The organism is Roseomonas chloroacetimidivorans (genome assembly GCF_049629625.1).
GTDB lineage: Bacteria > Pseudomonadota > Alphaproteobacteria > Acetobacterales > Acetobacteraceae > Roseomonas > Roseomonas chloroacetimidivorans.
In genome coordinates this window covers 40,320-65,112 of record NZ_JBNBZS010000033.1, presented here as the reverse complement: position 1 = coordinate 65,112, position 24,793 = coordinate 40,320, and the positions used below count along the sequence as shown (strand labels likewise).

Annotated in this window: 27 protein-coding genes and 2 pseudogenes; 13 read left to right on the top strand and 16 right to left on the bottom strand. The window is 64.9% G+C overall.

Annotated features, from left to right (window positions below; all coding sequences use genetic code 11):
- The 3 genes from ACO1BU_RS21830 to ACO1BU_RS21820 form a co-directional block, all read left to right on the top strand.
- Positions 1-320, top strand: a 320-nt coding sequence (locus tag ACO1BU_RS21830) for a transposase domain-containing protein (RefSeq protein WP_424138080.1), incomplete at its 5' end; no start/stop codon positions are given.
- 2 nt (positions 321-322) lie between these two features.
- Positions 323-529, top strand: coding sequence for a hypothetical protein (locus tag ACO1BU_RS21825; RefSeq protein ID WP_424138079.1), 207 nt, complete (start codon positions 323-325; stop codon positions 527-529).
- A gap of 1,087 nt (positions 530-1,616) precedes the next feature.
- The gene (locus ACO1BU_RS21820) at positions 1,617-1,841 is read left to right on the top strand and encodes a hypothetical protein (protein WP_424138078.1); all 225 of its coding nucleotides are present in this window, start codon (positions 1,617-1,619) and stop codon (positions 1,839-1,841) included.
- A gap of 457 nt (positions 1,842-2,298) precedes the next feature.
- Here ACO1BU_RS21820 and ACO1BU_RS21815 read toward each other — a convergent pair whose 3' ends face one another.
- The 3 genes from ACO1BU_RS21815 to ACO1BU_RS21805 all read right to left on the bottom strand — a co-directional run bounded on the left by ACO1BU_RS21815 (position 2,299) and on the right by ACO1BU_RS21805 (position 3,631).
- Entirely contained in the window at positions 2,299-2,649 is a 351-nt protein-coding gene (locus ACO1BU_RS21815) for a hypothetical protein (RefSeq protein ID WP_424138077.1), read from the bottom strand.
- A gap of 333 nt (positions 2,650-2,982) precedes the next feature.
- A complete protein-coding gene (locus ACO1BU_RS21810) occupies positions 2,983-3,267 on the bottom strand; it encodes a DUF6894 family protein (RefSeq protein WP_424138076.1) in 285 nt (94 codons plus the stop codon).
- Positions 3,227-3,631 (bottom strand): helix-turn-helix domain-containing protein, encoded by a 405-nt coding sequence (locus tag ACO1BU_RS21805; protein WP_424138083.1) that lies wholly within the window; start codon positions 3,629-3,631, stop codon positions 3,227-3,229. Before ACO1BU_RS21805 ends, ACO1BU_RS21810 begins: the two co-directional genes overlap by 41 nt.
- Before the next feature lie 119 nt (positions 3,632-3,750).
- On the opposite strand from ACO1BU_RS21805, the gene ACO1BU_RS21800 reads away from it, so the two are divergent.
- Positions 3,751-4,080, top strand: a complete 330-nt coding sequence (locus ACO1BU_RS21800; protein ID WP_424138075.1) for a helix-turn-helix domain-containing protein — start codon at positions 3,751-3,753, stop codon at positions 4,078-4,080.
- Between the two features lie 1,420 nt (positions 4,081-5,500).
- On the opposite strand, the gene ACO1BU_RS21795 is transcribed toward ACO1BU_RS21800, so the two are convergent.
- From ACO1BU_RS21795 to ACO1BU_RS21765, 7 genes and pseudogenes are all read right to left on the bottom strand, one after another.
- Positions 5,501-5,743, bottom strand: a complete 243-nt coding sequence (locus ACO1BU_RS21795; protein ID WP_424138074.1) for a hypothetical protein — start codon at positions 5,741-5,743, stop codon at positions 5,501-5,503.
- Positions 5,744-6,187: 444 nt separating this feature from the next.
- Complete coding sequence (locus tag ACO1BU_RS21790; protein WP_424138073.1) at positions 6,188-7,159, bottom strand: TIGR03885 family FMN-dependent LLM class oxidoreductase; 972 nt, start codon at positions 7,157-7,159, stop codon at positions 6,188-6,190.
- Positions 7,156-7,557, bottom strand: a complete 402-nt coding sequence (locus ACO1BU_RS21785; RefSeq protein ID WP_424138072.1) for an acyl-CoA thioesterase — start codon at positions 7,555-7,557, stop codon at positions 7,156-7,158. Before ACO1BU_RS21785 ends, ACO1BU_RS21790 begins: the two co-directional genes overlap by 4 nt.
- A 738-nt stretch (positions 7,558-8,295) precedes the next feature.
- Positions 8,296-9,276: a glycosyltransferase family 2 protein gene (locus ACO1BU_RS21780; RefSeq protein ID WP_424138071.1), complete on the bottom strand. Its 981-nt coding sequence runs from the start codon at positions 9,274-9,276 to the stop codon at positions 8,296-8,298.
- Positions 9,277-9,738: 462 nt separating this feature from the next.
- A complete protein-coding gene (locus ACO1BU_RS21775; RefSeq protein WP_424138070.1) occupies positions 9,739-10,044 on the bottom strand; it encodes a hypothetical protein in 306 nt (101 codons plus the stop codon).
- A gap of 177 nt (positions 10,045-10,221) precedes the next feature.
- Positions 10,222-10,368: a hypothetical protein gene (locus tag ACO1BU_RS21770; RefSeq protein WP_424138069.1), complete on the bottom strand. Its 147-nt coding sequence runs from the start codon at positions 10,366-10,368 to the stop codon at positions 10,222-10,224.
- Positions 10,369-10,810: 442 nt separating this feature from the next.
- Positions 10,811-11,158 (bottom strand): annotated as a pseudogene (locus ACO1BU_RS21765) (IS110 family transposase); the annotation flags it as partial.
- Positions 11,159-11,657: 499 nt separating this feature from the next.
- On the opposite strand from ACO1BU_RS21765, the gene ACO1BU_RS21760 reads away from it, so the two are divergent.
- The gene (locus tag ACO1BU_RS21760; RefSeq protein WP_424138068.1) at positions 11,658-15,248 is read left to right on the top strand and encodes an autotransporter outer membrane beta-barrel domain-containing protein; all 3,591 of its coding nucleotides are present in this window, start codon (positions 11,658-11,660) and stop codon (positions 15,246-15,248) included.
- A 385-nt stretch (positions 15,249-15,633) separates the two neighbouring features.
- On the opposite strand, the gene ACO1BU_RS21755 is transcribed toward ACO1BU_RS21760, so the two are convergent.
- The 3 genes and pseudogenes from ACO1BU_RS21755 to ACO1BU_RS21745 form a co-directional block, all read right to left on the bottom strand.
- The gene (locus ACO1BU_RS21755) at positions 15,634-15,807 is read right to left on the bottom strand and encodes a hypothetical protein (RefSeq protein ID WP_424138085.1); all 174 of its coding nucleotides are present in this window, start codon (positions 15,805-15,807) and stop codon (positions 15,634-15,636) included.
- Positions 15,808-16,037, bottom strand: a pseudogene (locus ACO1BU_RS21750) (DDE-type integrase/transposase/recombinase); the annotation flags it as partial. It lies immediately after the preceding gene.
- Between the two features lie 30 nt (positions 16,038-16,067).
- Entirely contained in the window at positions 16,068-16,280 is a 213-nt protein-coding gene (locus tag ACO1BU_RS21745) for a hypothetical protein (RefSeq protein WP_424138067.1), read from the bottom strand.
- A gap of 201 nt (positions 16,281-16,481) precedes the next feature.
- Here ACO1BU_RS21745 and ACO1BU_RS37750 point away from each other — a divergent pair, with 201 nt between their 5' ends.
- Positions 16,482-16,814 carry a winged helix-turn-helix transcriptional regulator gene (locus ACO1BU_RS37750; RefSeq protein ID WP_481133230.1) on the top strand — a complete coding sequence of 111 codons (333 nt, stop codon included), beginning with the start codon at positions 16,482-16,484 and terminating at the stop codon, positions 16,812-16,814.
- On the top strand, positions 16,784-17,008 hold the full coding sequence (locus ACO1BU_RS37745; protein WP_481133229.1) for an Lrp/AsnC ligand binding domain-containing protein: 225 nt from the start codon (positions 16,784-16,786) through the stop codon (positions 17,006-17,008). Before ACO1BU_RS37750 ends, ACO1BU_RS37745 begins: the two co-directional genes overlap by 31 nt.
- On the opposite strand, the gene ACO1BU_RS21735 is transcribed toward ACO1BU_RS37745, so the two are convergent.
- On the bottom strand, positions 16,956-18,737 hold the full coding sequence (locus ACO1BU_RS21735) for a gamma-glutamyltransferase family protein (protein ID WP_424138066.1): 1,782 nt from the start codon (positions 18,735-18,737) through the stop codon (positions 16,956-16,958). The two genes, ACO1BU_RS37745 and ACO1BU_RS21735, sit on opposite strands and share 53 nt — an antisense overlap.
- 147 nt (positions 18,738-18,884) lie before the next feature.
- Between ACO1BU_RS21735 and ACO1BU_RS21730 the strand changes: the two genes are divergently transcribed.
- The 5 genes from ACO1BU_RS21730 (at position 18,885) to ACO1BU_RS21710 (ending at position 21,202) form a co-directional block, all read left to right on the top strand.
- Complete coding sequence (locus ACO1BU_RS21730; protein ID WP_424138065.1) at positions 18,885-19,211, top strand: FCD domain-containing protein; 327 nt, start codon at positions 18,885-18,887, stop codon at positions 19,209-19,211.
- On the top strand, positions 19,208-20,203 hold the full coding sequence (locus ACO1BU_RS21725; RefSeq protein WP_424138064.1) for a Bug family tripartite tricarboxylate transporter substrate binding protein: 996 nt from the start codon (positions 19,208-19,210) through the stop codon (positions 20,201-20,203). Before ACO1BU_RS21730 ends, ACO1BU_RS21725 begins: the two co-directional genes overlap by 4 nt.
- A 13-nt stretch (positions 20,204-20,216) precedes the next feature.
- Positions 20,217-20,684: a GAF domain-containing protein gene (locus ACO1BU_RS21720; RefSeq protein ID WP_424138063.1), complete on the top strand. Its 468-nt coding sequence runs from the start codon at positions 20,217-20,219 to the stop codon at positions 20,682-20,684.
- 114 nt (positions 20,685-20,798) lie between these two features.
- Complete coding sequence (locus ACO1BU_RS21715; RefSeq protein WP_424138062.1) at positions 20,799-20,927, top strand: hypothetical protein; 129 nt, start codon at positions 20,799-20,801, stop codon at positions 20,925-20,927.
- A gap of 74 nt (positions 20,928-21,001) precedes the next feature.
- Positions 21,002-21,202: a DDE-type integrase/transposase/recombinase gene (locus ACO1BU_RS21710; RefSeq protein ID WP_424138061.1), complete on the top strand. Its 201-nt coding sequence runs from the start codon at positions 21,002-21,004 to the stop codon at positions 21,200-21,202.
- Positions 21,203-21,462: 260 nt separating this feature from the next.
- Here the strand turns inward: ACO1BU_RS21710 and ACO1BU_RS21705 are convergent, their stop codons facing one another.
- Positions 21,463-22,380: a Bug family tripartite tricarboxylate transporter substrate binding protein gene (locus ACO1BU_RS21705; protein WP_424138060.1), complete on the bottom strand. Its 918-nt coding sequence runs from the start codon at positions 22,378-22,380 to the stop codon at positions 21,463-21,465.
- Positions 22,381-22,709: 329 nt separating this feature from the next.
- Here ACO1BU_RS21705 and ACO1BU_RS21700 point away from each other — a divergent pair, with 329 nt between their 5' ends.
- Entirely contained in the window at positions 22,710-23,852 is a 1,143-nt protein-coding gene (locus ACO1BU_RS21700) for an LLM class flavin-dependent oxidoreductase (protein WP_424138059.1), read from the top strand.
- Positions 23,853-23,862: 10 nt separating this feature from the next.
- On the opposite strand, the gene ACO1BU_RS21695 is transcribed toward ACO1BU_RS21700, so the two are convergent.
- Positions 23,863-24,756: a LysR family transcriptional regulator gene (locus ACO1BU_RS21695; RefSeq protein WP_424138058.1), complete on the bottom strand. Its 894-nt coding sequence runs from the start codon at positions 24,754-24,756 to the stop codon at positions 23,863-23,865.
- Between the last annotated feature and the right edge of the window lie 37 nt (positions 24,757-24,793).

The following is a 24,793-nucleotide window of genomic DNA, read 5'->3' as shown; positions in this document are numbered from 1 at the left end:
TGATGCGCTGGGAGGCCTTCACCCGGTTCCTGTCCGACGGACGGATCTGCCTCAGCAACAACGCGGCCGAGCGCGCGCTGCGCGGAGTGGCTCTCGGCCGGAAGTCGTGGCTGTTCGCCGGCAGCGATCGGGGCGGCGACCGGGCCGCGGCCATGTACTCGCTCATTATCACCGCCAAGCTGAACGACGTCGACCCGCGCGCCTGGCTCGCCGACGTCCTGGCCCGCATCGCCGACCACCCCGCCTCGCGGCTTGACGAACTGCTACCCTGGAACTGGCGCAAGGCCCGCGGGGGTGCGGCTGCGGCCGAGGCAGCCTGACCATGGCCGCATCCAGCTGCGTGTTCACCATCGCCCATGTCGCCTTGATGCTCGGCGGGAATGAGGAATGGCTGCAGGATCTCGCCACGCAACTTGAGCCCGAGGACGGTCGCCTCTGGATCTACGACACCGATGATCGCGCGACGCTCAAATTCACCGAGCACGGCATCGAAAGCCTCAAGGAACTCTGCCTCGACCAGAAGCGGTGAGCGCGGTCAGCACGTCTGCGCTCGATAGCCCGCGGCCCCGGCCGGATGGATACCACCAAGGTGCCGATTAGACGCGGTAGTTCCTAGTGTTGGGGGCCGTGACCCTGCGCGAGGAATTCGCTCACCGCGATCAGTGACGTGTCGCCGCCGGACGCCGGTTTGGGTGTGCTTGACGAACACTCGTCCCGAATGGGGCTCACGAACCAGATGGCACTGGTTTCCGTTCGAGCTGCTGTAGAGTTCCTTCTCCTCAACTGGCATGGCTCATCCACTTCCTTTAAGCGAGCTGGATCGTGCTGCCGGCGAGATTGCCGCGGGGTGTGTGAGGCGCACCGCGGAAAAGAAGGGCCGCCCCCGAGGGAGCGGCCGAGTTTAGGGAGGAAACGCCAGTCACACGGCAGAAGGGGAAATCCCCTTCCTCAGGAGCCAGGATGCGGGGCTCCGGTCCGGCACGACACACTTTTTTGCGGCGCACCGAAAAAATTCGATTTCATCAGCAAGGATTTGCTGCGCCTGCGAGCACACCCCATCGCGGCACGATCAGGTAGCCCAATCACAGGGCAGGTGGCGCAACGACGTGCGATACACCTTGCAGCTCACCGGCCGGTAACGTGGAGCTCACCCCGGAGAATGACGAGGCGCTGAGGCGCGGCTTTGGAGCCGAGAGGCCTGACCGACGCTCCTCAGGCCGACGGAAACCTATCCTGAGTTCCTGTCGTTCGTAACGGACTGTTTCCGGCGGTTCCATCGCGCCCGATCGGCGACGGCGCAGCGAGCGACATAGAGGTGATTGCGTGGATTGTCTTGCCAGCGAGTGGACGTCAGACGGTGACAGTACCTGGAGGAGGAAGTTCCTAATCGCCACGGGTGAGCCGCCGCTGTTACTTCGGGTCTTACCAAGCGATCTGACCGACCGGGGCGATGATCCCTGGCTTTGGGAGATTGTAGAGGCGGATAGCGAGGGCGACCCGGAAGAAGGCCAGATTGACGCCGGTAGCACGGCCACCCGGGAGGCAGCGATGGCAGCCGCCCTCGACCGCGCCCGAGCCCACATTGCCATCTTGGCCGAGGCGTAAGGCTGCCAGCCATGGAGGAACCTGAGGGGGCGGGCAGCGAGACGCCGCTGCACACGGCTGAGCGCCACATCCGCGACGGAGAAGCACGAATGAGGCGGCAGGCCGAGATCGTAGTCCAGCTAATCCGGGGTGGTCATGCCGAAGCCGCCGAACTGGCGATCAACCTGGTGCAGCTCATGGGAAAGAGCCTGGCTCTGGCTCGCGAGCATCTGCGGCTGGGGCAGCAGAGCTCCTAGTGATGGTGGCGAGGTCAAACTTATCCCGGTGGGCAGCGATAAGGCTGCATGCGCTGACCGACGCGCATTCTGGGCTAGCTCCACGGAACAGAGGCTCTGCTCCCGGCGCTAAAGCCACGCGCATTGAGGTTGAGAGCAATGATCCTGGATGAGGCGCGGAAGCTGCGCGAGGAAGCTGCCATGTGTGTGAGGGTGGCGGACCAGATCAGCCTACCTTCAGACCAGGTAATCTTAAAGGGCATGGCACGACGCTGCCTCGAACAGGCCGAGCGCATCGAACAGTCTTACGATGTCCTGGGAGAGGCGCCCCCCCCAGGGAGAGCAGTGGGCCAAGGTGAGGCGCTAGAAGCAGCCTCCTGGGTGAATCTCGGGACGGCGACATGAGCCAAGTCGTCTGAGGCGGCCCGAAGAGGAATGGCTGTTCGCCCATGTGGTGCCCCACGCGGACCTGCGGCACTCAGCCCGCCGGAATAAGGCGCTGCTCTTGCTCAGGGGGGCAGAGCGGGTGAGTACCCTGCTGCAGGGAGACAACTATGTCTGGCTGGTCGGCGAATGCAGCCAGGGCACCCGGAGCAGGCCGCGAAGGCAGCCGGTCGAAGATGGAGAGCGCCGCGGGGCACGCGCGCGGTCCAGCCCTTGAAAGCTCCTCGATCTGTCGCTTCGTCCGCGTAGCGATGTAGTTCCGGAAATTATCGGCCGAGCCGAAGTGCTGGACGCTGAGATCCTCCGCAGCGCGTATCTCCGGCGTATGGGGCGCAAGGGCATCGAGCAGCCGGCCCGGTTCGTTGCAGAACATCGCGATGTTCATCAGGTATACCCGGAGCAGGCTGACCTTCAGAGCCTCCCTGTCCTCCTGCTTTGCGCAGTGGGCCCAAGCCGGGGCTGAGCTAGCCAGCAGGGAGGCAATCAGAATGGCAGCCGGAACTAGACGTCGCGGCAGCATCGCCGGGTCCTCTGTTCTCACGAAATCGTGGGTAGGTGTAAATAGGCCGGATGAGGCGATCAACCCGCTGTGGTTGCAGCTCTGCCGTTTCAGGAGGCCTCGGCTGAGATCCATGCTGCCGATGGGTGGCCGAAGCCGCCGGCCAGAAAGCTATGTCAGGTGACGCTGAATGCCACCTAGCGAGAGAATAAGGGGCGTTCAATCGACCCAGCGCCCGATCAGCGACACGGCTGCAGTGTAGATGCGGCGGCGATCTGCGTCTCTCACATCGATGATCACCGCATGCATGTCCCCGTCGGGGCGCTTTTCGTGAAGAACATCGTGCAGAGCCGCAATGCCGGCCGCCCTGGTTGCAGTGGGGTCGGGCAGGTTCAAGCCCACTGCGTCCTTGAAGTGTCTGTCGCTGTCGTGGGTGTCGAAGAAGCACTGGGGCACCGACAGGCTAGGCGCTGAATTGCGAAGAGGCGCAAGCACATAGATCACCCTCGCCTTGCCGGCGATCCCTGATCGGTCGGAACGGTGGGCGTGCTGGCGGTCGCGTGGCTGGTCCGGTAGACGTACTAGGCGCGGCGCTGAGGGTGCCGGTGTAAGGGGACCAGTACCCTTTTGGGAGACCTAACTCCGGGTGCTCGGCAGCCAAGCGAAGGGCCATGGCCATGTCCGTCTCAGCAATCAGCTTGCCCCGCAACAAGAAGTCCGCCGAAACGCCATTCTGATCTGCAATCTCTTTAATGTTGAAAATGCTAAGCGCCCGGTCCCCCTGCTCGATCTTCGCGAGGGTGGACGGATCTAGGCTTAACTGTCGGGCAGCCTTGGCGCGATTAGGTTTGCGGATCTGTCGCACCATCTGCACGCGGGCGCCAACCTCCCGCTGCATCTCGATGCAGGACTCTGGCCGGGGGTATTTCGACACGCTATCGACCCCCACCTGGAGCTTCAGGCCAATAAGAGCGTGGCCGCCCCGCCTTGCACATAGCCCTCGCGCCAAGCGCGCGGCACCATAAGCGTATGGGAATCGGCGATACGGTTCGGCAGCATCGGGTAGCCCGCAAGCTGACGCAGCGAGCTCTGGCGAAGCTGGCGGAGGTGTCCCCTGCAGCCATTCACCGGATAGAGATGGGGGAGTTCGCACCCTCGCCGAAGCTGTTGGTTAAGCTCGGGGAGATTCTCGGCTTCGACACGCCTGAGACGATCGAAGCGCCCGACGAGGTGAAGCTGATCCGGGTATGGCGCCGGGTCCGGCCGGAGGATCGAGAGCTTCTCCTGCGGATGCTAGAAGCCACTGTCCATGTCTGACCTCCTTCCCGAGCCCACCCGCCACGAACTCCGGCCAACTGCCCAGGAGGGGAAGTACGGCGGCCCGAGCTGGTCCTACCACGGCGCCCACATCCGCTAGAACCGCAAGCAGACGCTCCTCTACCTGGAGGGCGGGCCGGCAGATTTGCCGAGCGGGGTGGGAAACAAGGAGCTGCTCATGGGCGTGCTCGATTCGTGGATGGACCACGGGAAGCTGCCAGTGCCGTATCTAATGCCGGAAACGTAGGGCGACGTTTGTCGGGTTCGGGCGCAGGCTTGTCGCACTGCGGGATCGTCCGGAGCGCTGCAACACGTTCTGCCTGCAAGACTGAGCGGCCGGTGGGTGAGGGGCGTCCTCGTCCCCGGCCGCTTTTTGCGTTTAGCGAACGGAATCCGTCGTTGCCTGAATGCCCGGCGCTCTAGCCTAGGTTCGGGCGGCTAGGAGCCGGCCGCCTCACCCGACCGGGCCGTCGCCTCGGCACCTGGGGCGGCGGCCTACCGGGTGTCCGCGCGGTACCAGCAGCATAGAGCTGCCAGTCGGCGTCCATCGCGGGTGCTGGTCAGCGGTTTTCTAATCGTGGAATGAAACACGTTACACAAAAGCTGAAACAAGCGTGCATGACATACAGCGCACATTCAAGCGTAGGTTGAATGCATCCTAAGTTTTCTGATCGAACTAGACCCCGCCTGGACTATCCGGCGGGGTTCTTTCGTCGGGGAACCGGAATCCGTCGTTGGATTAGAGTGTGCAGGCCTAGGCTTCTGTTGCCCGGCTCCTTCTGAGGGCTGGATAGAGCGGCCGGCGCCTGGGCTTGGAGCCCGGCTTCCCGGCCGCTCTTCGCGCCTCGACTGCCGCCACGCTTGCCCAAAACGAGGGCGTCGATTGCCCTATCGGTCCGGGGTGTGGTCGGCATCGCCCATCAGCCGACCGGTGGAATGCGGCCACGTCGGTGGCCCCACTATCACGTGGACATTTGCCCCGGCCAGGGCGACAGCAGGTGGATGCAGGGCATTGCGCCGGTGCCGAAGCGGACGCGTCCGGTCGCGCCGGACCGGTAGGCCGCAGCCATCGCACTAGCGTCTTACAGGCAATTGGGCAGCAATCTCGGACGCAATTCGTGCGAGCGAACTCATTCCGGCCGATATGGATGCCGAAACTGCAGCCGATGAATACCGCACGTTTATGTTGAGTAACCAGAGGCAGGAGGAAGCCAAAGCACATGGCTTTCCTCTGGAGTGCCCGGCCTGGTTGGCACACCCACAAAAGGCGTGCCTGCCAGTCGCTGAGCAGAGTCCATATTGGTGCCTTGTAGTTTATAGCCCTACCCTGGATGCTGCGTGGCTCAACGAACAGCACCCCCGCCATGCTGGTATCTAAGTAGGACAGGCAACACACAGATCGGGGCAACGCCCTCGCGGCTCAGTCCATTCGACAGCGGCGCAAACGCTTCAGGGCGACGACCTGTCTGAAGAAGTCCTGCCTTGGCTGGGCTGGGCTGCCGACCAGCGCGGCGCCGGGAGGCACATCCGACATGACGCCGACCTGCACACCAATCCTCGCGCCTTTGCCGATCTGTAAGTGCCCGGCCATGGCTGCCTGCCCGCCAACCTGGACAAAGGCTTCCTGCACCTTCGAGCCGGCGATCCCGACCTGCGTCACCACGACGCAGCAGCACCAAGGCGGACGTTGTGCCCGATCTGCACCAAGTTATTGAGGCGCGACCCTGCACCAATTACCGTGTCCCCTGTTGAGCCTCGGTCAATGGTCGTATTCGCGCCGACCTCTACATCGTCCTCAAGGATCATCCGACCAAGATGCGGAACCGAGGGGAACCCGTCCTGGTTGACGCAAAGCTGAACTCCTCCTGCCCGATGCAGGCGCCCGAATACACGTAGATGCGGGAACCCGAGATGGAGTAGCTCAGGCTGGCCAGCGCGCCGATCCGGCAATCGGGACCGAGCACCACACCCGGCCCGACTGCGGCGAAGGAACCGACCGGCAGCCAGCGCCGATCTCAGCCCCAGCCTCGACAAGCGCGAATAGGCCGGTCTCGGCTGAGAGATCGACCCTTGCCTCCGTCATGATAACTGCTGAGGGATGCACGCCCTACTGCCGCAGCTGGGGCAGCACCCGCTCGCCAAAGGCCGCGATGAAGGCGCGCTGATCGCCGCCGACTTGGTGCAGGTCCATGCTCTCGAAGCCGAGCTCGGCACATTCGGAGAGGAGGGCCGCATGCTGGCCAAGGTCAGCAGACACGTGAACCGTCTCGCGCAGGTCCTCGGGCCGAATAAATCGCGTCGCGGCCTCGAACTGGGCCGGTGTTCGCAGCTCCCAGTTCAGGTCCCCTCCCAGGACGTTGTAGCGCCATCCATCATGCGCTTGGCGCAACGCATCGGCCTCGGTCTCCGCCCAGCTGAGGTCCAGCTTGAGGTGGACGGGCTTTCCCTCTCCTCCGCCGCGGCGGAATGCCTCGACGACGCGCCGGAGCTTCGCCGGGTCCGTCCCAACCGTCAGCAGCCCGTCGGCCCAGCCGCCAAGCCACTCCGCTGTCGCCTCACTCACCGCCGCACCGACGAGGCGTGTCGGTGTCCGCGGAAGTGACCAGATCCGCGCCTCAGTCGCCTTGAGGCGACCGCGATGGGTCACCGTCTCGCCCGCAAGCAGCGCGCGCATGATCTCAGCCCCCTCGCGAAGCCGGGCGTTGCGCTCCGCCTTCTCGGGCCAGCGTTTGCCGGTGACCGCCTCGTTGATCGCCTCGCCGCTACCGAGCGCAATCCATGGAAGGCGCCCGGGGAACATCTCCCCGAGGGTCGCGACGGCCTGGGCAAGCACGACAGGGTGGTAGCGCCAGCCGCCGGGCACGGTGATGAGCCCGAAACGCAGGAACTCGGTCGCGGCCAACGCGGCGCCGATCCAGGACCAGGTAAACCCCGAATGCCCCTGCGACGGTCCCCAAGGCTGGAGGTGATCCGACGAGAAGGCCGCGTCGAAGCCGGCGCCCTCGGCCTCCCGGACGAGGCGGAGGAGTTCGCTCGGCGAGAACTGTTCGTGGGAGATGTGGTAGCTGAAGAGGGTCATCCCGCGCCCCCGGCCGCCTCGGACAGAGCGCGAGGGTGTCCCGCCTCGTCCACCGCGACGTAGGTAAACACGCCGTCAGTGACCTTCTCGGCATGTTTGCTGCCGCGCCTGCGGGCCCAGGTCTCGATCCGCACGGCGACCGAGGTCTCCCCGACCTCGCCGAGGGTACAATAGCAGCTTACCTCATCACCCACCGCAACCGGGTGGAGAAACCGCATGGCCTCAATCGCAACCGTCACGACCGGCCCGCCCGCCCGCTCCGCCGCGACGGTTCCACCGGCGAGGTCCATCTGTGACAGCGTCCAGCCGCCAAAGATGCTGCCGCCCGCGTTCGTGTCGCGGGGCATGGCGATGGTGCGCAGCTGCGCACCGCCGAGAAGGTCGGGGGGGCCGTCCATTGGCCCGCGATCGCAACGATCGCTCATCGTGCACCACGGCCCGTGAACGGGAAGGCTACGAGAACCGGCATGAGCTGGTCCCTGTCCTTGCCGCTACGTGCGCACGCCTCCGCGAAGGCGACATCGGGCCAGATTTCGGCGGAGGCGTCCGTCCACACAGCGGCGTGCTGATCCGAGGGATCGACGAGGGTTCCTTCAGCGTCGAAGAGGACTGCTCTAAGGGGCACGGGGTCACCACAGGCGAGAGGATGGACTCCTCGAACCTTCCGCATAGCAGGGCGTTGCCGGCCCAAGCGAGATGTGAAGAGAGCGGAACAGAGATTCGCATCGTCTCGCTACAGCTCAGAGGAGCCGCCGGCATCGATACCGCGCCAAATGAGTATTGGGACAGACCCGTAGAGGCGAGGCTTGGCATCCTTACATCCGGCGAGGCACGGCTCAGCGGCATCGTATCAGCGATGTCCGCTCCGGGATCCGGCGAGGCGGCCGCCACCGTCCGCGAGAAGTGTAAGCTTGGCCTACAAGGCGAAAAATCAGCTAGGGTCTGTAACTGGACTGGCGGACTGATCTGTCCGGCGGTGATCTGGTCTTCGGACGTGCCACCTTGGAAGTACTCGGGGTTTTCGGGGCGGCATGGTCATGACCAGGATGAGCCTGGACGATGCCCAATGGGTGTCGTTGCTGCTTGTGGTGCAGCAGATTCCGCCTGCGTGAGAGCGCGACGAAGCATCCAGTTCGTCACGAACCTTGTACCTGGACTGGGTTTGATGTTCGGGAGGAAACCACCGCCTTTCGCGCCGTGCGGCCTCTGTGAGCGGCCTTAACCGCGCAGCCAACTTGGCGCAGCAGGTGCAGCGGAGATTTTATCTGGACATAGGATAGGGCCTCACGATAGCGGCCCTCGTGAGCTGCCCAGCGAAGATTGTTGAGGTCGAGCGCCCTCTGGCGTGTATGCAGAAGTCTATGAATCTCTGGATCATTACAGCCGGCTGCGATTTCCATCTTGCGCCGATTTGCTTGGCTCACGAAGTGCCGCATTGGCTTGCTGGTTGAGACCGAACCCTGCCTGATGCGGTAAATATAGTAAGCTTCCGGTGTGAGATAAAAGCGGGCGCCGCGGGCAACGCACTCGAAATAGAAGAGAAAGTCCTCACCTCCGCCGATATCTTCGGCGAAGCAGACGCCTGTCCTGTCCAAGAATGCCTTGCGCTTGATCGGCTGCACATAGCCGAGCTTGGATGATAGATGCGGCATATCCCGCCGCAGCATCTCCTTCAGTGTAAGCGGCGCCTCGGTGCGCATTACTGTCTCGCCGAAGTGACGCCCGAGATCGGCTCCCGTCTCAAAGTTGCGCTCCAGCAAATCATCCGCGAGGAGATCGGCACCACGATCCTCCGCAATGGACACGAGACGTTCTACCCGTTGCGGCAAGAAGAGGTCGTCGGCATCAAGCAGGGCGATCCAGCGCCCCTGGGCTTTCCTGAAACCTTCGTTACAAGCCGCAGAAGGGCCTCCACGACGAGAGCGCCTCACTGGGACGATGCGCCGGTCTTTCTCGGCTGCAGCCACGATGATTTTCCAAGTTGAGTCTGTCGATCCGTCGTCAACCACAACGATTTCGATATTCTGGAGCGTCTGCGCTTGTGCAGAAGATATCGCGTCCGGGAGAAAACTTGTAGCATTATATGCAGGGATAACAATCGAAGCCAGCGGATTCATTCCGAGTTTCTCTCCGTCCAAGCGCGGATCAATGAAGCGGCCTGGACGGCACCGAATGCATTAACATTGCTTTATGATCACGGATTTATCGTTCATTTGGCGATCGAGAAAATTTTTCTGATTCCCGCATAAGAGTTCTTGTTCAAAGGCGGCACAACTTATTGGAATGTGCCTGAATGAACTACAATCATCGATGATGAAGATCGTGGCAGTGACCTCGCCGTGGACTCATGCTCACGGCCTCTTGGCGGGAGGTCAGAGTTCAAGGTCGCAGCATAGAGGACCGATGCATCCGCGCTCCGCTCCGGAGCTAGGGTCTGTGACTTGGCTCCGCGATGCGTAGGTTGACCATCGCGTCGGCGAGATGGGTGAGGCCCATCGAGCGGCGCCGGGTTTTGTCGCGCTAGAGGGGATGCGAGCCCAGTCTTTGAGGCCAGGGAACAGCTTCTCGATGTGGTGGCGCTAGGCATATAGCTCGGGATCCCAGGCAGATGGATCGACCATGCCCCGCTTGGGCAAGGTATGGGCCGCGCAGCCCTCGGCGGCGAAGGCTGCGCGCAGGGCGGCCGAGACGTAACCCCGGTCGAGTGCGGCGTCGCAGGCCGGGATGCCCGAGGCGAGTGCGCTGGCATAGCGCAGGTCCGAGTGGTGTCCGGGGCTGGCGATCGGCCAGAGGACCCGACCCGCGCCATCGGCGCAGGCGGGCAGCTTGGAGCAGAGCCCGCCAGGACTACGGCCGAGCGCCTCGGCGGCCGCCGTGCTGTCCACGGCACTACTTGCGGCGCGGTGGGCCTTGCATGTGGTGCTGTCCGGAAGCAGCAGCCTGTCTGCTGGAAGGATCGGGCGGAACGGTTCGAAAACCAACTTCCACCAGCCGCACAGGCACCAGCACCGCCAGCGGTGGTAGACGCTGGACCAAAGGCCCGGTGCCTCGGGCAGGTCACGCTACGGCGCACCAGTCCGGCCGATCCAGAGCGCGGCTTCAACGAAGCGGCGCAGCGCCTCTTTGTCGCGCTTCCACGCAAGCAGAATCTGCTGCGCCACAAGCATCAGTGGCACCCATTGGGCATGGTCCAGGCTGATCGTGGTCATGACGATGCCGCCCCGAAAACCCCAAGAAGCTCCAAGGTGGCACGTCCGAAGACCAGATCACCGCCGGGCAGACCAGTCCACCAGTCCAGTCGCAGACCCAGGATTAGGGGCGTCCGTGGTGGACCTGATGCGGATTGGTCGCGTCGGACAGGGCAAGGTCCTGCCGTTCCTTCCACTCGAGGATGGTGAGCGTGAATGCCGGCTCAGGTAATCAACCGACCCAGTCGGAGATCCTGCAGAACGCGGTTCATATGCACAGCAAAAAGGCTGAGCGCCTTCGCGATGTCGGCATGGATCGCTGGCGTGTTGAACGTGTTACCCGGGGCGAGACCCACGCCCCTAACCTGTCCCAAAGCATTCGGCTGAAGGCGCCAGAAACTAGTGTTTGGTCGCATCACCTCGGCGGTTCCTACCGACGCGAACCGGATGGCAATCTTCTGCTTGCCTGGATGCGGTCGTGAACCTCCTCAAAAGTCGGCCGTGTCACGGCCTCAGTAATCGCCTCGAGGTCAGCAGCATCTGTCTTGCCGCGCTTTACATATGCCTTAACGTAGGCTGGCGGCATCAGCTTCACCTCATGCCCAATCGCGATCAGCTCGCGTGCCCAATGGTGCGCTGATGCGCACGCCTCCATGCCGACAAGATACGGGGGCAGGGCCGAAAAGAACTTGAGGACCTCGGCGCGGCGGAGTTGGCGGCGGACAACAACGCGCCCGTCACCGCTGACCGCATGGACCTGAAACACGTTCTTGGCGAGGTCGAGACCGAGGGTGGCAATTTCCCGATGCATGGCACAGCTCCTTGGAGTTGGGCCTATGGAATCCTACCATCCCATGCCCACGACGGGGCAGGCGTCGTCCACAGCATCAAGTCGCCCGGGCATGCCCAGCGCTTCCTTTCGGCACACGCCATGATCTACGGTCACTTCCGCTCAAGGGGCATCTGATGAGCGCCATCAAGTACCGTCATGCGCGCGACCAAGCCTTCGGGGGCTGGCAGGAAACATGCGTCCAAGCCACGGCATGACGTCCCGCTACCCCCACCTAGCCGCCAAGCTCACCTCGGTGCCGATCAACGTGACAATGCCTGGCAGCGAACTCCGGCTCAACAGATCGTGGGCTTGCGGATTGCTCGCCGGAACCAAGGCCGATGGAGGCTCTTGTGAGAGGCAGGGCACATTCCTGGCACTCTCATGTTCCCACATAAGAAACAAGTTGCACGCTGCCTCGGAATTCCCCATTAAGTTGTGCTCAATCCAAAGCTTTAGATCACTGAGTTAGCAGGACTTCATGTCTCACGCCCCTGGCGCCGCGCCCGACCTGATCGGCCGTGGACTGGCCAAACTCCCCCCCGCGCCACTAGTCCGGAGGCATCGCCGCGTTGGTAATCCGCGGAGGCTTTCGCTGGCCGGTGCGGGCCTGATTGCAGCAATCAACCTGATCCCCGCTGCCGAGGCTCAAACAGCGGGGTGGAATCTCTACGCCGGTTCGTCTTCCGTCTTCGTGCCCTTTGCCAATGGCGGCACGAACACCGATCTCGCCCATCTTCCCCAGATCAGACTGCAATCGAACAACAGCCAGACAACCCATGATTTCGTTATGGATACGGGTTCGGTCGGAATTATCGCCACCCCGGACAACTATCGCCCCAGCTCCGGTGCCGTGCTTCTTGGGTCCGGTAGCCAGTATTACAGTAGCAGCAACTACTATTACGTGGGTAAGCGATACCTGGACAGAGTGACTATCCTAGACGCTAACAACAACCCAGTTGCGGAAGCGCTGGTTCCCGTCCTTCAGGTCGAGAGTAAGAGAACCTGCAGCGGCCAGCATTGCACGACGGACCCGCTGACGACCGGCGTGTCCATGATGGGCATCGGCTTCGGCCGCTCCGCGGACAGCCAGCCTGCCCCCTCCTTCAATCCGCTTCTGAACCTTGTTTCGGTCGCAACCACTCCGGGAGCGGCCCTCCAGCCGCTGCCCTCCGGCTGGACAATGGGCTACAGCGTCAGCCGCTCGGGCCTGACGCTTGGACTGTCGAGCGAGAGCACGGCCGGGGCCGCCTTCATCAAGCTGCTCCAGGATCCCGCCCATAGCACGGCGTCCCACAGCGAATGGCAGCAAGTGCCGGCGCAGATCTCCGTCAATGGCGTAGCGGGAAGCGGGAATGTGCTGGTGGATACCGGCATCACCGGTCTCATCCTGCGCGCTCCGGCCCAGGCCGGCCTAGTGCTGGACCCGAGCGTGACGGGAAACCAGCCCGTTCCGACCGGCACAAGCATCATCCTTCTGTTCCCGAGTCAGACCACGCCGCAGCTTGCTTCCTATGATATCCTGATCGGAGATCCGGCGAACCCGCTCAATCCGCATGACCCCTTCATCCGCGGAAATGACCGGTTCTTCGTCAACACCGGCCTGCATTTCCTGCGCGGCTACGACATTTTTTACGATGCGGACAACGGATATTACGGCCTCCGCTGGACCGGAAACGTCAGCGGACAGTATGGGGCGGTGACCCCGATGTTGGGCTTGCAGGGGCCTGTGGGGCTGCCGAATGGTTTTGCCGCAGAACTTCCGGTTTACCTGGTTTCCGACACCAGCCTCTCTCTGGGCGGTGCAGCCGCGATCAGCGGCCCGATCTCGGGCCCGGGGGGGCTGAGCACGACAGGCGGCGTGCTCACTGTGACCGGCGCCAATAGCTATACGGGCGGCACCACGGTGAATGGCGGCATCCTGGCCATCACCGCTGACGCCAGCATGGGCGGTGCTTCGGGAGCGCTTGCTCTGACGAGTGGCACGCTGCGCGCCCTCGCCGATCTGAGCTCGGCGCGTCGCGTGACGCTCGGCGGCGATGGCGGTACCTTCGACACCAACGGTTTTTCCGTCTCCCTCTCGGGGCCGATCAGCGGGTCCGGTGGGCTAACCGCCATGGGCGGTGGCACCCTGACGCTCACGGGCGTGAACGACTTCCTCGGTGATGTCTCAGTAAACGCGGCCACCCTCGCCATCAGTGGCGATTCTGCGCTTGGGGCCGCGTCCAACCAGCTGCTGCTGAACGGGGCCGCGCTCTCCCTCGGCGCCGATGTCGCGAGCGCCCGTGCTCTCGTGGTCGCCGATGGCGGTGCCGTCCTGAATACCGCCGGCCATACCCTGAACCTCTCCGGCACGAACACCTTCACCGGCACGGTGTTAAAGACCGGCGCGGGGCAGCTCCGGATGGCCGGTCGCACCAGCGGCACGAGTGTGGTGGCTGTCGGGGAGGGGCAGCTGAGCGTGGATGGCACGCTGAACGTCGGTGGCCTCATGGTTGCTCCGGGTGCCGTCCTGGGCGGCATTGGAACGATCGGCGCGCCCACCCTCGTCATGGGCACCCTGGCGCCCGGCAACTCGCCGGGCACGCTGACCTTCACGGCCCCGGTCGCGCTCGCGCCCGGTGCGACCCTCTTGCTCAACGTGGATGGCACAGGATCGGGTAACGGTGCCGGCAACACCAGCCGGCTGATTCTCAAGGGTACGGGCAGCGCCTTCACGGCTGCGGGCCAGCTGCAGCCGGTGCTGCGTGGCATCACGGGCAGCGCGACCAACGCCTACGCGCCGGCGCTCGGCCAGGTCCTCCAGGTCATCCAGGCCGATGGCGGCGTCAGCGGCTCCTTCGCCGGGCTGACGCAGCCGGACGGGTTGGCGCCGGGCACGCGCTTGGATGCGCTGTACGAGCCGAATGCGCTCTCACTCGTGGTAACGCCAACCTCTTACGGAAATCTGACGGCAACGGGTTTGGCACAGTCGCCCAATCAGCGGGCCGTGGGAGCAGCGCTGGACAACATTCGCCTGGTGGCTGGGCCGCGCCAGGATGGTGACCGGGCCATTCTGTTCTCCGCCCTCTATCCGCTACCGGCACAGGCGATCGCGCCGGCGCTGGATCAGCTTGCAGGCAAGACCTATGGCGATGTCGTCCTGAATAATGTCGAGGCGCAGCGCCTCGCCATGGGCGCCGTCTCGGACCAAATGGCCATGCTCCGCGGCAGCGCCTCCGGCCCAAACAGCCAGGCCGTGGAAGCCGGCTGGGGTGGCTCGATCTGGATGCGCGGCCTTGGTCAGTGGAGCGAGCTGGGCAGCAACGGAACACGTGGCTACTCGGCCAGCACGGGCGGCGTGGCGGCCGGCGCCGATATTCGCCTTGGTGGTCAATGGGTCGCAGGCGGTGCCATTGCCTATACGGGCGGCAGCCTGAACTCCCGCGATGGCGGCAGGGCCAGTATGCAGGCCCTGCACATCGCCGGCTATACCGGCTGGAGCCAGGGCAGCGCCTTCGCCGACTTGCAACTTGGCGCCAGCTTCTCTGAGGACAAGGTGAAGCGTGAACTCAGCTTTCTCGGAAGCGAGACGCGTGGCACGGCCTGGGGCGACGGTGTCTTCGCCGAGGGGCGCGTTGGTACGGTTCTCCGGACGGGGAATCTTCGGATCGAGCCTGCCCTGGGCCTAAGCGTTCAGTACTTCGGCCGGAGCGACGTGAAGGAGAATGGCCCTGCTGCGATTGCCCTGCGGGTCGGGAGCGACGGGGTAACAAGCCTCCGTTCGTCCGTAGGTGTGCGGGTCAGCCAGGATATGAGCCTGGCAAACGGGATCAAGCTGACGCCTGCGGCCCATCTCGGCTGGCGCCATGAGTTCGCCGACACCGCGACAGGCAGCACGGCGATCCTGTCCGGCTTCGGCCAGCCCTTCACAGCCGCCACATCCCATACTGGGCGGGACGCTCTCGTGACGGGGGCGGGCATCATGGCGCAGCTTTCGTCCGGGCTGGCGCTATATGCCTCATACGATGCAGATCTGCGGTCTCGCTTCTCCGCCCAGACGGTCGCCGCCGGCCTCCGCTATCGCTGGTAGCCACGCGTAGAAGCGGCGGAGTGGTGTGGCCGCGCGGGTTGTGCCTGTGCAGCACCTCGCCCTCCGCGCCTTGCCCGGCCAGCCCCTACTCGGTTTGATCGAACGAAGCGAACGCAAGAGTCTTCTCTGTCCCCGGTATCCGATTTCCTGGGAAGCGGGAGCGGCGAAGTTGCAGGCGGCGTCACCGCGGCCGGGAATAGTGGACGCCTTCAGCCCTGGACCTACGCCGCTTTTGTCTTTTTGTCTGCTTGCTGCTGTTCGGATTGCAGGGATGGCATGAGTGGAGGAACCGCGCTGCCCGCATCGAGGCGAGTAAGATCGCGACGGCATTGTCAACTTGTCTGACGCGAAGACGATTGCGCCGCGTGGCAGGGCGTCTGCCAGTTCAGGTAACGGCCTGGGCCCAGGTTCCCTGCCGCCCGATCCGGAAGGCCTTGATCCGGGCGCGCCGGTACTCGCTAGCCGCCATCAGGTGCCGGCGCGGACGGAAATGGCCATAGGTCATGCTGTGTGCCGAGAGGAACCGCTGAGCCTGGTCGGCCGACTTGTAACGCTGCATCTGCCGCTCTCTCCCGCGGGTAGGCCGATGCGAGTTCTCCGCCTGATTGTTCAGGTAGCGACCGCTTCGATGCCGGACCCCGGCAGGAGCTCGCCCCTCGCCACGCTGTAACTCTTCAGCCCGTCAGTGACCAGCCGACGCGGCCTGTACTTGAGCCCAGCAAGCAGGCGCCTGAAGAACCGCTCGGCGGCACTTCCGTTCCGCCGATCCTGAACAAGGATATCCAGCACCACGCCGTGCTGGTCCACCGCTCGCCAGAGCTAATGCAGCTCGCCGTTGATGCGGAGAAACACCCCATCGAGGTGCCGCGTGTCGCCCGGCTTCGGCCGACGCCGCCGCAGTTTGGCCGCGCACCCCGCACCGAACTTGCGGCACCAGTGCCAGATGCTCTCATGCGTGACGGTGACGCCCCGCTCGGCCAGGATCAGCTCCACTTCCCGCGGGCTCAGGCTGACCACATGACAGAGCCACACGGCATGGCGGATGACCTCAGCCGGAAAGCGGTATCCAGGGATAGGTGGCGGGGTCTGGCGCCAACCCGTCAGACTGCCCCGGCTCGGTCGTCCCGACCACTGCTCCCTCAACTTGCCATTGCCGAGGTCAAACAGGAGGCACCATGGCTTATCCGGCCTCTGTTCCGGATCTTTCACTAGGGAAGGTTGCTGATAGCGGGAATGGTGCAGGATATCGACCGCACGGACCGCATGATCCTTTCCATTCTGCAGAAGGAGGAGCGGATCACCAACTTGGAACTGGCGGACCGCATAGGGCTTTCCCCCAACGGCCACGAGCGAGAGGATGCGCCGCCTGCTCAAGGAGGGTCTGGTGACAGGCTTCGGCGCAAGGGTGGACCCGCACCGCCTCGGTTTCGGCCAGCTGGTCTTCGTGGAGATCCTGCTGGACAAGACCACTCCCGACGTCTTCGGCGCGCTTCGCGGCCCCCGTCAACCGCGCGCCGGAGGTGCTGGAGTGCCACATGGTGGCGGGCGGCTTCGATTACCTCGTGAAAACACGGGTCCGGGACTTGGCGGCCTATCGCGACTTCCTCGGCAAGGTGCCGCTTGGCCTGCCTGGCGTGCGGAAGACGCGCACCTACGCCGTGATGGAGGAGGTGAGGACGGACGGGCCGCTGCCGCTGCGGGCCGCCCCTATCGCCCGATGGCGTAGGCCTGCATCAGCCGCGGCGTGGCAGCGGCGATGACGAAGCCGTCCTCGCGCCCCACGGCGCAGACGCGGCCGAGGGACCACCCGCTCTCCACCTTCACGCGGTGCCCGCGACGCTCCAGCGCGGCAATGGCGTCGGGGCCGAGGCGGTCCTCCACCAGCAGCCGCCCCGCCTCGAAGCTGCGGGGATAGAAGGACTGAGGGAAGTGCTTGCTGGTGAAGAGCGGCAGGTCGATTGCCGCCTGCAGGTCCAGCCCATGATGCAGGCGTCGCAGCAGGACGGCGAGCGTCCACTGGTCCTGCTGGTCGCCACCCGGCGTGCCCATGGCGAGGATGCCTTCCCCATCCCGCGTGACCAGCGTCGGGGTGAGGGTGGTGCGGGGGCGGGTGCCCGGGCGCAGGTCGCTCGGCAGGCCGGCGTTGAGCCAGCCCATCTGCCCGCGGGTGGAAATCGAGAAGCCGAGGCCTGGCACGGCCGGGGATGATTGCAGCCACCCGCCGGAGGGGGTGGCGGAGACCATGTTGCCCCAGCGGTCCACCACATCGAGATGCACCGTGTCGCCCCACTCCACCGGCAGCGGCGCGAAGGTGGGCTCGCCGAAACCGATGCCGACCGGCGTCTCGGCGCCAGCCATGGCGAGGATGCGGCGCATCGCCTCTGCGGCGCCGGGTAGGTCGCCGGGGGTGAGGTCCATCGAGGCCGTCTCGCCGACCAGGGCGCGGCGGCGATCGGCGTAGTCGCGGGAGAGGAGGGTATCGAGCGGGATGTCGGAGGCGTCGGGGTCGCCGTAGAAGACCTCGCGGTCGGCATAGGAGAGCTTCATGCACTCGACGACGGTGTGCACGAAGCGCTCGCCCGCCGGGTCCATGCCGGCGATATCGAAGCCTTCCAGCAGGCCCAGGGTCTGGAGCAGCGCAGGGCCCTGGCCCCAGGGGCCGGTCTTGTGGATGGTGACGCCGGCGTAGTCGCGGGACACCGTGCGCTCCACCCGTGCCTCGTAGCGGGCGAAGTCGTCGGCGCGCAGCAGGCCGGCGTGGCGGCGGCCGCTGGAATCCATCAGCTCGGAGGAGCGATAGAAGCGGTCCACCGCCTCGGCGACGAAGCCGCGGTAGAAGGCGTTCCGCGCCGCCTCGATCTGACGTTCGCGATCAGCGCCGGCGGCCTCTGCCTCCGCCAGGATACGGCGGTAGGTCGCGGCGATGCCGGGGGTGCGGAAGCGGCTGCGCGGGCGTGGGATCTCGCCGCCCGGCATCCAGACCTCGGCGGAGCTGGGCCACTCCGCCGGGAAGAAGTCGCGCGCGGGCAGAATGGAGGAGGAGACGCGGGGCAGAACGGGAAAGCCGTCCTCCGCATAGCCGATCGCGGCCTCCAGCACGGCGCGCGGGGTCCAGGTGCCGTGATCGCGCAGCAGCAGCATCCAGGCATCGAAGGCGCCGGGGACGACGGAGGGGAGCAAGCCGGTGCCGGGCACCTGGCGAAGGCCCAGTGCGGCGAAGGCTTCCGGCGTGGCGGCCATGGGGAAGGGGCCCTGGCCGCAGATGACGACCGGCTCCGGCGTGCCGGGCCGCTTGAGGATGATCGGCACCTCGCCGCCCGGGCCGTTCAGGTGCGGCTCCACGATCTGCAGCACGAAGCCGGCGGCGACGGCGGCGTCGAAAGCGTTGCCGCCGCGCTCCAGCACCGACATACCGACAGCGCTGGCGAGCCAGTGGGTGGTCGCCACCGCGCCGAAGGTACCACGGATCTCCGGCCGGGTGGTGAACATGGAACCTCCTGCGTTGCCGGAACCAATCGAGATTGGGTCCATAGCTGATGCCGCGCTCTCGCGGGCCGCGTCATACATGTCGGGCGGCAGTACCGAAAGGCGGCAGGTGGGTTGTGGGACACCAGCAACCAATTTACCAAAGGTCCCATGTCCGTCCGTCCTGCCGCCGCCGTCCGGCTGGAGGCCTGCCGCGCCCTGACGGATTGGGGCCGGTTGCGGGCCGCCATCACCACCGCGCCGATGCGCCGATCCTCGGCGCTGGAGCACGAAGCCATCGCGGACGCCATCGCCGCTCGGGACGCCACCGCAGCGCAGCACGGCATGCGCGCTCATCTTCAGTCGGTCCACCTCGCGTTCCAGAGCGGGGGCGCCGGCTGCGACCATACCCCGGAGCCGCGGGAACTCGCGGACGGACACGCCGACACCGCCAAACCTATGAAGCGAGCTGCGTCTCGCAGGACTTCCAATCCATGATCCAACCGATCGTTTCACGCCGCGCGGCGCTCTCCCTTCTTGCTGCTCCGATACTGGCGACGGTGCCGCGCGCGGCACGGGCCCAGGGCGGCTATCCGAGCCGTCCCGTCACCATCATCGTACCCTGGGCGCCGGGCGGGTCGACCGACATCCTGGCGCGCATCCTGGCGGAGCCGCTGCGGCTCTCCTTCGGTCAGCCCTTCGTCGTGGAGAACCGCTCCGGCGCGTCCGGCAACATCGGTTCGGCCGCCGTCGCGCGCTCGGCGCCGGACGGGCAGACGCTGCTCTTCGGCTCGATGAGCACGCACGCCATGAACGACGCGCTGTTCCGCAACATGCCTTTTAACGGAGTGGAGGATTTCACACCGGTCTCGCTGCTCGCCTATGTGCTGAACACGATGGTGGTGCATCCCTCCGTGCCCGCGAACACCGTCCCGGAGTTCATCGCCTATGCGAAGGCTAACCCCGGGAAGATCGCCTATGCTTCGGCTGGCGCCGGCTCCACCAACCATCTTTGCGCCGCCATGTTCGCGCAGATGGCGGGGCTGGACATGGTTCACGTGCCCTATCGTGGCGGTGCGCCAGCGGTGCTCGACACGGTGGCCGGCCAGACGCAGCTCTTCTTCTCCGCAGGCACACAGACGTTGGACCACGTGCGCGGCGGCCGGCTGAAGCTGCTGGCCGTAACGGAGGGCCACCGCTCCGCCCTGATGCCGAACGTGCCAACGGTGAGCGAGGGGCTGCCGGGCTACGAGATGGCAGTTTGGTACGGCGTGCTGGGTCCGAAGGGCATGCCGTCCGCACTGGTGAGCCGCCTGAATAGCGAGATCAACAAGGCGCTGATGCTGCCTGAGGTGAAGGACAAGATGGCCGCGATCGGCGTCGAGGTGGTCAATCAAACGCCGGAAGCCTTTGCCGCGACGCTGCGCGGCGATGCAGTGAAGTGGCGCAAGGTTATCCAGGACCTCGGGATCGACAAGACCGATGCCTGACCTGCCACTCGGCATGATCGAGGCCTTCGAGGCAGCGGCCCGCGAGGAGGGGCCGCTGCCGCGTATCCGCGCGGCCGACCGGCTAGGGCGCGAGCTGGTCGGTCATCAACTGCTCACCGCCATGGTCTTCGACCGCGAGACCATGTCGGTGCAGCGCATCTTCAGCTCCCGTCCCAACGAATACCCGGTAGGCGGGCGCAAGCCGAAGCGTGACACGGAGTGGGGTCGCCAAGTGCTTCTGGAGGGGCGGCGCTTCGAAGGCGAGGGAGATGCGGCGATCCGCGAGCACTTTGCGGACCACGCCGTCATCCTCGGCCTCGGCTTGAGGAGTATCGTGAACCTGCCGATCTTGATCGGCGGGAACTGCGTGGGCACGTTGAATTTGCTCTGGTCGGATGAGGAACTGGATCCAGAACGCACTGCACCAGCACGGCTGCTGGCCTTGCTGGCAGCACCCGACTGGCTGCCACAGCAGATATGAGCAGGGAAGTCCCTGTTTGGTTCTGTCAGGCCTTGTGCCAGAAGGCTCATTTGGCCGGCCGGAGCGGGACTGGTAGCTGCGGGGGAAGCGGAGCTGGAGCTGGGGATGGACTGCGTGGCCTGCGACTCAGCTGCTATGATGGAGCGGCCAGAGCGTACTGCCCGGGGCTACCGCCGGTTCCGCTGCCGGGGCTGCGGCAAGCAGCACAACGAGCGCAGCGGCGGGCTGCTGAACTACGCCTAGTACCCATCCGGCGTCGGCGCGCTCGTGGTGCTCTGGCGCATGCGCTACCGCTGACCCTGAGCGACTCGACCGAGATGTTTCTTCAGCGCGGTCTCGTATTCAGCCGCGGAGCTGTCCGCGACTGGCAGGCGAAGCTCGCGCCGGTCTTAGCCGACGAACTCGGTTGTCGTCGGCGCGGCAGGAGTGGCGCCGGCGGCCGCCATTGGCAAGTCGATGAGACATATCTGAAGGTTCGGGGCCGATGGTGTTACCTGTATCGGGTCGGCCAAGGCTGAGACCGGCATCACGCCCGAGCGTGTCACCACGGACGGGCATGGCTCCGACCCGTGTGCGACCGCAGCGGCCCGCCTGCGGCAGGAGCATGCCGCCGGGACAGGGCACCGTCTCGCGCTGGAGTTGGACGCGCCGCGAAGCGCGGGAGTCGCGACCAACGCGGGACTGGCACGGGCGTTGACGGAGAGGGGCGTGCCGACGCCGCGGGTGGGGCAATGTGGACGCACACGACGAATACGCGGGTTTTGGCACGGTGTGCGTTCTAATCCAGGCTGATGTTGGCCCGCCGGACGACATCCGCCCAGCGATCCGCATCGGAGGCCAGGAAGTCCTGAAACGCTTGTTGGGTCATCGGCGCATGGGCATCGACACCCAGGGATTGGAACTGCGCCCGGATCTCGGGAACCTGCACGATCGCATTCACCTCGGCCGCCAGCCGTTCAACGTAAGCCGGCGGCGTCTTCGCTGGCGCCGTGATGCCAAACCAATTGGCCACATTCACAGATGGAAACCCCTCCTCGCGCATGCCGGGCACATCGGGCAGCAATGGGTGGCGCTCCTGCAGGGTGACCGCGAAGACCTTTACCTTACCTTCACGCCGGAAAGTGTTTGCGCGTGCGGCGGGCAGCACCATGAGATCGACCTGTCCCGCCATGAGGGCAACCACTCCCGGCGCCTCACCAGGGAAGGGCACATGCACCATCTGCGCACCGGACGGCGCACTGACCATCTCCATGCCGATCTGCGAGGTGCTGCCGATACCCCAGGAGGCATAGGTGAACCTACCAGGGCTCACCCTTGCCAGGGCCATCACTTCCCGCACCGTGTTCGCCGGAAAGTCCGTGCGAGCGACAAGCGCGAAGGGGTTGAGAACGAAGGGGGCGACGGCCACGAAGTCACGCGTCGGGCTGTAGGGAAGCGTGCGATAGATGGCCGGGTTGATGGAATGGGTTTCGGCAGAGGCCATGAGGAGCGTGTGCCCATCCGGCGCAGCCTTTGCGGCCACTTCCGCGCCGATACGCCCATTTGCGCCGCCGCGGTTGTCGACGAAAACCTGTACCGAAAGCCGCTCGCCGAGATGCTGCGCGATGATGCGCCCTGATGCGTCGGAGATCCCCCCCGCCGGCCAAGGAACGATCAGCCGGATGGGCCGGGATGGATAGACCTGCGCGGAAGCCATGGCCGGCGCCAGCAGCCCTGCTACGGCTGCGCTGGCCAGAGAGCGACGGGATACGGGCGGGAGTATCCGTTGCAACTGTTCTTCCTCCTGTTTCATGCTTTTGGGCCATGACGGATCGCGCGACGGCCTGCCTACCTTATCTTGGCAAGTGTGCAGGAATTATGTTCACGGTGGGCAACTGATCTTTACCGAAGCAGCAATAATATGGACCCTGCCAGCGGCCGCTTCATTCTTCCTCCCCATGTAAATGCATTTTTCGCCAGCGCCCCCTTTTCCCGCATCCACGAACCGCGCTGGATGCTGCTCGCCTCAACAAGGGGGAGGAAAGCATGGAGATCAGCCGTCAGCGGAATCCTCTCTTCGGTCCGAACCGCTTCAAGCTGGGCATCTTCAGCGCCAATTGCGACGGTGGTCTGACCATGAGCCTCGCGCCCGATCGCTGGAAGGCGGATTGGGACGATATTGTCGCGATGACACGCATCGCCGACCAGGCGGGGCTCGAGTTCATTCTGCCCGTGGCCAAATGGCGCGCCTACCAGGGCAAGGCCAAGATCTACGGGCGGTCCTTCGAAACATTGACCCATGGTGCGGCCCTCGGTGCGCTCACGCAGCGCATTGCGATTTTCTGCACGGTGCACGTCCCGCTCGTCACCCCGGCCTTCGCGGCCAAGGCGATGGCGACGATCGACCACATCACCCATGGCCGCGCGGGCCTTAATATCGTCTGCGGATGGAATCAGGAGGAGTTCGATCTCCACGGCATCACCATCGACCAGGAAGCTCGCTACGATCATGGTCTGGAGTGGTTCCAGATCTGGTCGAAGCTCCTGTCAGGCGGGCCGGAATTCGACTGGGATGGGCGTTTCTTCAAGCTCCGGCGCCTTGAGACTAACCCTTTGTCAGTGCAGCGGCCATGGCCGGCCGTCATGTCGGCGGGCTTCTCACCAAAAGGGCGGGACTTTGCCGCGCAGGCCGCCGATGTCCTCTTCACGAACCTAACGCAGGTCGGTCAGATTCCCGGCATTATCGCTGACGTCGACGGCTATATGGCCAGCCGGAGCCGCAGCATCTCCGTCTTCGGCATGTCGCATGTTGTATGCCGTCCGACACGGCGAGAGGCCGAGGAGTTCTTCCATTATTTCGCTGAGGAGATGGCCGATACGGAAGGACAGGACTACTACCGCCGCATGCGTGGAACCAGTGCTGGGAGCGGTGCCAGCACGCTCGTCCGCCCCTTCGAGTCACGCTTCAACGTCACGATGGGAAAGCGCTTTGCTGGCGCCTATCCCGGTGCCCTTCCGCTTGTTGGAACACCAGATGACATCGTGGCCGAGATGGCGGCGATGAGCGGCCATGGCTTGGCGGGCACCTCCATCGCCTTCCTCGACTATCTCAAGGAGATTCCCTTTTTCGTACAAGAGGTGCTGCCACGTCTCGAACGAGAGGGGCTGCGGCAGAAGCTGGCGGGCTGAGGTGACACTTCTAGCCGCTCTGCTCGCCGAATTCCGTGCTCAGGAAGTCGACAAAGACGCGCAGCTTGGCTGGCATGAACTTACGGCTCGGAAAGACGACATACAGGTCCGGGTCGACCGATCTGGCATGCTCCAGGAGCGGGATGAGCCGCCCGACCCGCAGGTCCTCCTCGACCAGGAAGCGCGGGCTGCGGACAATTCCCAATCCGGCCAGCGCCGCCAGCCGTAGCGTCTGCGCGTCCGTCGAGCGAAGCTGGCCGAAGGGCACGGCGGCTACCCGGCCGTCCTCCGTGTCGAACTGCCATTCCACCACCTCGGCGGATTGCGCGTAAACGAGGCAGTCGTGCTTTTCCACCTCGGGAATGCTGGCCGGCCTTCCCCGGCGGGCGATGTATTCCGGTGAGGCGCAGACCACGCGATCGATGCGGCGCAGCCGCCGTGCTACCAGCGTCTGCCCGATAGGTTCCAGGAACTGCACAGAGGCGTCATACCCTTCGTCGACCAGATCAGGCTGTCGCTCGGTCAAGTTCACCTGCAACGTCAGGCGTGGGTACCGCCGAAGGAAGGCCGGCAGGCGTGGCGCGATGCACACCATCCAGAACAGGGAGGTGGAGCTGACGCGGAGTGTCCCCTCTGGTGTGATGGCGCCATGGCTCGCCGACATCTCGGCTAGCTCCAGCTCCGCTAGCGCACGAATGCAGTGCTCCAGGCAGACATGCCCGGCTTCCGTCAGGCGCAGGCGGCGCGTGGTCCGCTCGAACAGGCGAATCGCGAAGCGCTTCTCCAGCATCGCCACATGGCGCGTCGCCGCTGCGTTGGAAATGGAAAGCCGCGTTGCCGCGCGCGAGAAGCTGCCCGTCTCGGCCACCTTGGCAAAGACCTGCACGCTCTTCAGCAGGTCCACTTTCTTCCCCCCAGCGCAATGGTCAATTTCGGCCCTA